General features: G+C 71.1%; 9 protein-coding genes. 6 read left to right on the top strand and 3 right to left on the bottom strand.

What is annotated here, in order from left to right; genetic code table 11:
* Together D7W79_RS43970 and D7W79_RS34365 are read left to right on the top strand one after the other, a co-directional pair.
* On the top strand, positions 1 to 620 hold a 620-nt coding region (locus D7W79_RS43970; RefSeq protein ID WP_120529557.1), incomplete at its 5' end, for a hypothetical protein.
* Between the two features lie 29 nt (positions 621 to 649).
* Positions 650 to 1,657 (top strand): NAD(P)H-dependent glycerol-3-phosphate dehydrogenase, encoded by a 1,008-nt coding sequence (locus tag D7W79_RS34365; RefSeq protein WP_120529558.1) that lies wholly within the window; start codon positions 650 to 652, stop codon positions 1,655 to 1,657.
* A 12-nt stretch (positions 1,658 to 1,669) separates the two neighbouring features.
* Here D7W79_RS34365 and D7W79_RS34370 read toward each other — a convergent pair whose 3' ends face one another.
* Positions 1,670 to 2,131 carry a hypothetical protein gene (locus tag D7W79_RS34370; protein WP_244222131.1) on the bottom strand — a complete coding sequence of 154 codons (462 nt, stop codon included), beginning with the start codon at positions 2,129 to 2,131 and terminating at the stop codon, positions 1,670 to 1,672.
* 50 nt (positions 2,132 to 2,181) lie between these two features.
* Entirely contained in the window at positions 2,182 to 3,837 is a 1,656-nt protein-coding gene (gene hflX / locus D7W79_RS34375; RefSeq protein WP_171438322.1) for a GTPase HflX, read from the bottom strand.
* Between the two features lie 169 nt (positions 3,838 to 4,006).
* Here hflX and proB point away from each other — a divergent pair, with 169 nt between their 5' ends.
* A complete protein-coding gene (gene proB, locus D7W79_RS34380; RefSeq protein WP_120529560.1) occupies positions 4,007 to 5,131 on the top strand; it encodes a glutamate 5-kinase in 1,125 nt (374 codons plus the stop codon).
* Positions 5,132 to 5,151: 20 nt separating this feature from the next.
* Here the strand turns inward: proB and D7W79_RS34385 are convergent, their stop codons facing one another.
* Positions 5,152 to 5,625 (bottom strand): hypothetical protein, encoded by a 474-nt coding sequence (locus D7W79_RS34385; protein WP_171438321.1) that lies wholly within the window; start codon positions 5,623 to 5,625, stop codon positions 5,152 to 5,154.
* 375 nt (positions 5,626 to 6,000) lie between these two features.
* Here D7W79_RS34385 and D7W79_RS34390 point away from each other — a divergent pair, with 375 nt between their 5' ends.
* The 3 genes from D7W79_RS34390 to D7W79_RS34400 all read left to right on the top strand — a co-directional run.
* Complete coding sequence (locus tag D7W79_RS34390) at positions 6,001 to 7,026, top strand: helix-turn-helix transcriptional regulator (protein ID WP_120529562.1); 1,026 nt, start codon at positions 6,001 to 6,003, stop codon at positions 7,024 to 7,026.
* On the top strand, positions 7,023 to 7,952 hold the full coding sequence (locus D7W79_RS34395; RefSeq protein WP_120529563.1) for a helix-turn-helix transcriptional regulator: 930 nt from the start codon (positions 7,023 to 7,025) through the stop codon (positions 7,950 to 7,952). The genes D7W79_RS34390 and D7W79_RS34395 overlap by 4 nt, the downstream gene beginning before the upstream one ends.
* Positions 7,953 to 7,958: 6 nt before the next feature.
* A partial coding sequence (locus tag D7W79_RS34400) for an FHA domain-containing protein (RefSeq protein ID WP_147442187.1) occupies positions 7,959 to 8,541 on the top strand: 583 nt, incomplete at its 3' end.

An 8,541-nucleotide genomic window follows, 5' to 3' on the forward strand; every position in this document is an offset into this window, starting at 1 on the left:
CGCTCCAGGCCCCCAACCGCTACGGGCTCTACGGCGGGCGGTCGCTGGGCGCCGGACACGTGGGCGTGGGCATGGAGCTGGGCTATCCCTTCGTGTCCGCGCGCGGCGTGTATGGCGTCCTGGAGCGCCTGGACCTGGGGCTGGGCGTGGACAGCGTCTACGGCCTGATGATCGAGCCGCGCGCCAGCGCCCGCCTCACCCTCATGGACAGCCCGAACGTGAGCCTGGCCTTCGTGGTGGACGGGGGCCACGCGTTCTTCCTGCGTCCCCCGGACACGGAGGACCGGGGCGCGCGCTACCTGAGCGGCCGGCGCGACTGGAACGTGGCCCCGGGGCTCGTGGCGTCCTTCCAGGGTGACAGCCCGCGCGCGTGGCGGCCCTACCTGGACGTCCGCGCCCTCTTCGCCTTCGACACGGACCCCGTCCAGCAGGACCCTTTGTCCGGCGTGCCGCCCGCGTGGAAGCTGGATGCCGCGGTCCTCGTCCGGCTGGGCGTGGAGTTTCCCGTCGGAGAGAAGACGTCCTACGCTGTCACTTTCGGCGGGGACTTCCGCAGCCGCTCCACGGACGCGGAGTTCATGCCCACGCTGTCCGTGGGCATCGTGTCCGCGCTGTTCTGAAATCCCCCCTCTCGACCCGAGGTCATCTCATGCGCGGCAGTGTCATCGGTGCAGGCTCCTTCGGAACGGCGCTCGCCAACGTGCTCGCGGTGAATTGCGACGAAGTCCGCCTGTGGGGCCGCGAACCCTCCACCGTGGAGGCCATCAACACCCGCCACGAGAACGACACCTACCTGAAGGGCATCCCCCTCTCCGAGCGCGTGCGCGCGACCACGGACCTGGAGGAGGCGCTGGCGGGCTCGGAGATGGTGGTGCTCGCCACGCCCAGCCACGCCACGCGCGAGGTGCTCGCGCGCGCGAAGACGTTCCTGCCCAAGAGCGTGCCCCTGGTCACCGTGTCCAAGGGCATCGAGAACGGCACGCTCCTCACCATGACGGAGCTGTTGGAGGACTGTCTGCCGGAGGAGTTCCACCCGTACGTCGCGGTGCTCTCCGGCCCCAGCTTCGCCAAGGAGCTGGCGCGGCGCATGCCCACGGTGGTGACCATCGCGTCGCACTGGGACAAGGTGGCCCAGCGCTGTCAGAAGGCGCTGCAGACGGACACCTTCCGCTCGTACACGTCCACGGACGTGGTGGGCGTGCAGTACGGCGGCGCGCTGAAGAACGTCATCGCCATCGCCGCGGGCATGGCGGACGGCCTGGGCATGGGCCACAACGCGAGAGCCGCCATCATCACGCGCGGCCTGGCGGAGATCACCCGGCTCGCGGTGAGGAAGGGCGCCAACCCGCTGACGCTCTCCGGCCTGTCCGGCATGGGCGACCTGGTGCTCACGTGCACGGGCGAGCTCAGCCGCAACCGCCACGTGGGCATGGAGCTGGGCAAGGGCCGCAAGCTGCCGGACATCCTCGCGGAGATGAAGGAGGTCGCCGAGGGCGTGAAGACGGCGAAGAGCGCGCGCGACCTGTCCCTCAAGACGGGCGTGGAGCTGCCCATCTGCGAGCAGGTCTACCTCATCGCCTACGAGGGCAAGAACGCCAAGAACGCGGTGGTGGACCTGATGACGCGCCAGCCGAAGTCGGAGCTGTCCGGCGTCTGAAACGGCGGAGTGCTAGTAGCGGCGCGGCTTGGCCTCGGGGCCTGTGCCGCGCACGCGCCACACGGTGAGCCGCTCGGAGTTGGTGTGGCTCAGGACGAGCCCTTCCGTCTGCATCTCCTCCAGCAGGCGGTTCGTCTTGAGCCGGTCCAGCCCGATGGTGCGGCCCAGCAGGTCGCCGGGCATGCCGCTGATGTTGCTGCGCAGCTCGTTGATGATGGCGCGCTTGAACTCGTTCTTCTGCAGGCCGTCCATGTCCTGCGTCCGCCACGCGGACAGGATGCCCCAGCCGATGAGCAGCAGCGTCACCACGGCGATGACCGGGTAGACGATGTGGCTGTTCTTCTCGAGCAGCTCGATGTAGCCGGTGGTGATGGACGAGACGGGCCGGTCGTAGTCCGGCCCGGAGTCCTGTCCGGGCAGACCTTCGATTTGGGCCGTCAACAGCGGGAGGAGCAGTTTCAGCGCGGGAGCCAAGGCCCCCCGACTCTACGGGGAGGGCCCCCGCGCCGACAACCCGCCCACCGTCACACGACGCCGATGGACTCGGACGCACCCTCGGCGAACAGGGTGGTGTCCGCCTTGGCCAGGAGCGTCGCCAGCCCCTCGCGCTTCACCGCGCTGATGGCCACGCCGCCCCGGGACCGCAGGAGCGTCTCCACCTCGTCCGCGGGCAGCTGGTCCGCCTTGTTCCACACCATCAGGCGCGGCTTCTCCATCAGGCCCAGCGACTCGAGGATCTTCTCCACCGCCTCCACCTGGTCGTCGCGCGCCGGGTCGCTCGCGTCCACCACGTGCAGGAGCAGGCTTGCGTCGTACAGCTCCTCCAGCGTGGCGCGGAAGGCCGCCACCAGGTCCTTGGGCAGGTCCCGGATGAAGCCCACCGTGTCGGTGATGATGACCTCGCGCTCCTGCGGGAAGCGCAGGCGGCGGCTGGTGGGGTCCAGCGTGGCGAACAGCTTGTCCTCCGCCAGCACCTCCGCGTTGGTGATGGCGTTGAGCAGCGTGGACTTGCCCGCGTTGGTGTAGCCCACGATGGAGATGACCGGCACCTCGCGCCGGTTGCGCTGCGCCCGGCGGACGCTGCGCTCGCGGCTGATGACGTCGATGCGGCGCTCCAGGTTCGTGATGCGCTCGCGCACGCGGCGGCGGTCGATTTCGAGCTTCGTCTCACCCGGGCCGCGGCCGCCCACGCCACCGCCCATGAGGCGGCTGAGCGAGTCATCCCCCTGCACCAGCCGGGGCAGCCGGTACTTCAGCTGCGCCAGCTCCACCTGCAGCTTGCCCTCCGCCGTCTGCGCGCGCTGGGCGAAGATGTCCAGGATGAGCTGCGTGCGGTCGAGAATCTTCAGGCTCGTCGCATCCCCGATGTGCCGCCCCTGCGACGGGGTGAGGTCCTTGTCGAAGATGAGCAGGTCCACCATGGACTGCATGGAGCGCAGGTTCAGGTCCTCCAGCTTGCCCCGGCCGATGAGGTAGCGCGGATCCGCCTCGCGCTTCATCTGGAGCACGCTGTCCACCACCTCCACGCCCGCGGTGCGCGCCAGTTCCTTCAGCTCCGCCAGCGAGGACTCCGCCCGTGCGCGGTTGCCGTCCAGGCACACCGCCACCAGGATGGCGCGCTCGCGGCCGGACACCGTTCGCGCGGCCGCGTTGCGGTTGAACTCCTCCTCCAGCGCGTCCAGCGTGTCCAGCAGGTCCGGCTGGTCGCCGTGCACGGAGGGCAGGGTGGCCACGTGCCAGAAATCACCCGAGCCGTTCTCTGGCACCAGGTAGGCCCAGTGCAGCACGCCGGGCAGGCCGTCATTGCCCACGCCCACGGCGGCCACGCAGTCCAGGCGCAGCAGCGCGAGGTCCGTGAGGTCGTCCTTCGTGAGGGGTTCGCTCTTCAAGTGCGTGTGCACCAGCCGCAGGCCACGCAGACGGATCTGCCCGGCGCGCGCACGGCCGATGTCCGGCAGCTCCAGCTTGTGCGCGTTGCCCACGACGACATGCTCGATGTCGCCCTTGCGGTTGATGAGGACGCCCACCTGACGGTTGAGCTCGTGCGACAGCTCGGTGAGGTGGCGGGCAAGCTCCGCGGACACGATTTCGCGCGGATCCACGCGGCGGCGGAACGTGTTGCGCAGCCGCTGCTGCTCGCTCGTCTTCAGGCCCAGGGTGTTGCCGTAGATTTCCTTCAAACCGTTTCTCCTGGCGCGGACATCGAAGGGCCCGCGCTCCATTCAAGGCATTGGATGGACAGGGGCCGTCCGCGTTTCATGACAAAGGCCCCTGTTTTGCGCCTGCCGCGAAGCCTGGTGAACAACCGGCCACGCGCGTCATTTCCCGTTCCAGCCTACGCTGCCCGCCGTGACTGATTCCGCACGCAACGCCCTGCGCGAGGCCCGCCGCGTGGTGGTGAAGATTGGGACCAACGCGCTGACGAGCGCCACCGGCCGCTTCAACCGCGCCCACTTCGACGCGCTGGGACAGGACCTGCTGTGGGCCGCCCGGGGCCGGGAGCTGGTGGTGGTGTCCAGCGGTGCCATCGCGCTGGGCATGGAGCGGCTGGGGCTGCCCGCGCGCCCCCGGGACATCCCGGGCAAGCAGGCGTGCGCGGCGGTGGGGCAGAGCCGCCTGATGCAGGCGTACGAGGAGGCCTTCAGCCACGCGGAGCGGACCGTGGCCCAGGTGCTGCTCACCCACGAGGACGTGCAGGAGCGCCGGCGCTACCTCAACGTGAAGCACGCCCTGGACCGGCTGCTGGCCGCGGGCGTGGTGCCGGTCATCAACGAGAACGACACCGTGTCGGTGGACGAGCTGAAGTTCGGCGACAACGACACGCTGGCCAGCCTGGTGGCCGGCGTGGTGGAGGCGGACGCGCTGGTGCTCCTGTCCGACGTGGAGGGGCTCTACACCGCCGACCCGCGCAAGGACGCCGACGCCCGCCTCATGCCCGCCGTGCCGCGCGTCACCGCGGACGTGCTGGCCCTGGCCGGCGACGCCACCAGCGCGGTGGGCACGGGCGGCATGGCGTCCAAGGTGCGCGCCGCCGCCCGCGCCGCGGAGCTGGGCATCCCGTGCGTCATCACCTCCGGCGCGGTGCCCGGCCGCCTGCGCGGCGTGCTGCAGGGGGAGGCCGTGGGCACGCTCTTCGAGCCCGCCGGACGCCGCAGCGCGCGCACCGCGTGGATCGCCCACGCCCTCCGGCCCCGGGGCCGGCTGGTGGTGGACGCGGGCGCGAAGGAGGCCATCGTCACCGGCAAGCGCAGCCTGCTGCCCAGCGGCGTGACGGGCGTGGAGGGGGAGTTCGGCCGGGGAGACCCGGTGGACCTGACGGACGCGGCCGGGACGGTGTTCGCCCGGGGCCTGTCCACCTACGACGCCAACGAACTCAAGCGCATCGCCGGACGGCGGAGCGCGGACATCGAGGCGGTGCTGGGCTACCGCTACCTGGATGAGGCGGTGCACCGCGACGACCTGGCGGTGCTGTAGCGACCGTGGGCGCAAGCCGCCTAGATGGAGCAGGAGACGGACTTCACCGTGCCGGGCGTGTCCTCCGTGAGCCGCATCAGCGCGCGGAACTCCGGGGAGTCCACCTTCATCAGGAGCAGCGACACCTCCAGCTCCCCCGGCACCCGGCCCAGCTGGAGCTTGCGCTCCTGGCCGTGCAGCAGGGCGAGCTGCGAGTGGCCTTCCCCTTCCGGCAGGGACAGGTCCACCTGGAGCTGGAACGAGTCGCCCTCGCCCTTGGGCGTGAGCACCAGCCGGTAGTCCGGCACCGTGGCGCCCGGACGGCGGCGCTCGGCGCGCAGCGTGCGGCCCGCCTCGCCCAGCAGCTTGGGCTGGGCGATCAGCCGGCCGTCGCGCCGGACCTCCAGCGCGAAGTAGAGCGGTTCGGAGCGGGCGTGCGCCGGGGCGGAGACGAAGGCCAGCAGCACCAGCGCCAGCCCGGGCAGCCACGTCTTCAGCAGGGAGGTGCGGTCCATGGTCGAGCCCTCGTCAAAGCCTTGCGTCCGCCGCGTCGCCCCCACGGCAGCCAGCGGAGCGTCCACCAGAGGCTCTGGAGGAGGCGCGCTGTCGCTTCTCACCCAATTCGACAAGGTCCAAGGAATAACCCAGACGCGCCCCGAGTGCGAGCCCCACGCCCGGGGTTGTCTGCTGCCTTGCGGACGAAACGAGGGGTACATGGTGATACCTGCTTGCCTGTTCAGGTCGGGGCGACTATCTCCCCCTTGGACGGAGCCAGCCCCCTCCCGTGTTCCCTTCCTGTCCCTTTCCTGGCCTGCTCCCTTCTCCCACCCCGGATGTCCCCGGTCTCTTGATCTCCCGGGTCCTGTCCGCCACTGTCACCGATCTCCTGAATGGACCGCACGGAACGCATCCTTGATCTCGTGGCACTGCTGCTCGACGCGCGGGAACCCATCTCGTGGGCCGAGCTGCGTGAGCACTTCCCCGCGGACTACGGCGGCTCGGACGACGCCGCTGAACGCAAGTTCGAGCGCGACAAGGCGGAGCTCGTCGAGCTGGGCTTCCCGCTGAGCTACGTGCAGGGCGACGACGAGCGGCGCGACGGCTACCTCGTCGACCGCAACGTCTACTACCTGCCGGAGGCCGACCTCACGAAGGAGGAGCTGGCCGTGCTCTACGCCGCCGGGTCCGCCGCGCTCGCGTCCGGCGCGTTCCCGGGCCGCGACGACCTGGCGCACGCGCTGCGAAAAATCGGCTTCTTCGCCGGCGAATCCCTGCCCACGCCGCGCGTGCGCATGGAGCTGGGCACCGGCCAGGAGGGCCAGGAGAAGGAGGTCTCCGCCCGCCTGGAGCAGCTCTGGGACGCGTGCTCCACGCACAAGTGGGTGCAGCTGACCTACGGCAGCCCGCGCAAGGATGGCGTCACGGAGCGGCGCGTGGACCCGTACGGCCTGGCGCTGCGGCGCGGCGTCTGGACGCTGGTGGGCTACTGCCACCTGCGCCAGGGCCTGCGCACCTTCCACGTCCACCGCATCCGCGAGCTGAAGGTGAACACCGCCCGGCCGCGCACGCCGGACTTCGAGGTGCCGGCGGGCTTCTCGCTGGACGCCCACGTGGCGTACTTCCCCTGGCAGTACCGCTTCCACGAGCCCCTGGAGGTGACGCTCCAGCTCACCGGGCCGCAGGCCTCGCGCGCGGGCTCGCTGTTCCCGGGCGCGGCGCTGGAGCCGGTGGGGGAGGGCGTCGTACGGGCCCGCTTCCCGGTGACGTTCCTGGACGGGCTGGCGCGCTTCGTCCTGTCCCTGGGCGCGGACTGCCGCATGGAGGGGCCTCCGGAGGCGCGCGAGCGCCTGGAGCACATGGCCGCGAACATCCTGGCGAAGCACGCGCCGGTGGAAGGTCAGCGGGTGAGCGCATGAGCAACGTCCACGAGCGGCTGCGCCGCCTGCTGTTCCTCGTCCCCTACGTCTCCAAGCACCCCGGCGTCACCGTGGAGGCCCTGGCCAAGGCCCTCAACATCAGCCGCGAGGACCTGCTGGAGGAGCTGGACCTGCTCACCTGCGTGGGCCGGCCGCCCTTCAACCCGGACGACTACATCGACATCTACGTGGACAACGACCGCGTCTACGTGGACCTGGACCAGCGCCTGTTCGCGCCGCCCCGGCTGACGGCGGGCGAGGCCGCGGCCCTGGCCGCCGCGGCGGAGCTGCTGCGCCCGGCCACCGGCGACGCGCTCCAGAGCGCCCTCACGAAGCTGGAGGGCATCATCCCGCCCGCGGCCCGCGAGCGCTTCCGGGACATGTACCGGAAGATCGACGCCTCCGCGGACGCGCCCCCGGCGCTGGGGCCGCTCACCCGCGCCATCCTGGAGCGGCTGGAGGTGACGTTCGGCTACGCCAGCCCCGGCCGCCCCGCGGAGCCGCGCCGGGTGCGCCCCTACGAGCTGCTCAGCCACCGGGGCCAGTGGTACCTCCAGGGCTTCTGCCATACCCGCCAGGACGCGCGCCTGTTCCGGCTGGACCGCATGGAGGACCTGGCCGTCACGGCCACCGCCTTCCAGCCCCCGCCGGACGCCCGCGCGGACGTGCCCAACCCGGCGCGCAGCGCCAGCGAGGCCTCCGTCCGGGTGCGCTTCACCCCCACGGCGGCGCCCTACGTGAAGGAGCGCTTCGGCCAGGACGCCCGCCCGCTCGCTGACGGAGGGGTGGAGGTCCGGGTGGCCGGAGACAGTGAGCGCTGGCTCACGCAGTGGGTGCTATCCTTCGGGGGAGAGGCGGAAGTGCTGGAGCCGGCGAGCGCGCGCGCCGCCGTTGCCCGAGCCGTACATGCCTCGATAGGCTCCTAGGACGACATGGCCTTCCAACTGACGATCTCCGAGGGAAAAGACGCCGGCAAGGAGTTCGTCTTCGACCAGGACTCCGTGCTCATCGGGCGCACCTCCGAGTGCGACGTGGTGCTGTACGACCCCGGCATCTCCCGCCGTCACTGCCGCATCTTCCAGGACGGTGACGGCTACGCGGTGGAGGACCAGAAGAGCGCCAACGGCACGCTCGTCAACGGTACGGCCGTGCAGAAGCAGACACTGACGGACGGCGACACGCTGACGCTGGGCCCGGTGACGTTCCTCTTCGCGCTCGCGGCGGAGGACGCGCCCACCGGCGAGGACGAGAAGCCCGCGGAGGACGGCGCCAACAGCACGCGCATCGTCTCGCTGGACTCGCTGCGCAAGCAGCGCAACAAGAAGGCCGCCGCGGCGCTCGTGCCCGAAGGCGTGGACGAGGAGGACCTGCAGGGCATCCGCGCGGAGTCCACGCGCATGAACATGCGCGCCATCCGCCGGCCCACCTCCAACGCCCAGCGCGCCGTGCCGCAGGAGCCGCCCCCGCCGGAAGAGGACGCTCCGGCCGCCATCGAGAAGCCCGCCCCCGCGCCCC

This window comes from Corallococcus exercitus (genome assembly GCF_003611585.1).
GTDB classification, from domain to species: Bacteria; Myxococcota; Myxococcia; order Myxococcales; family Myxococcaceae; genus Corallococcus; species Corallococcus exercitus.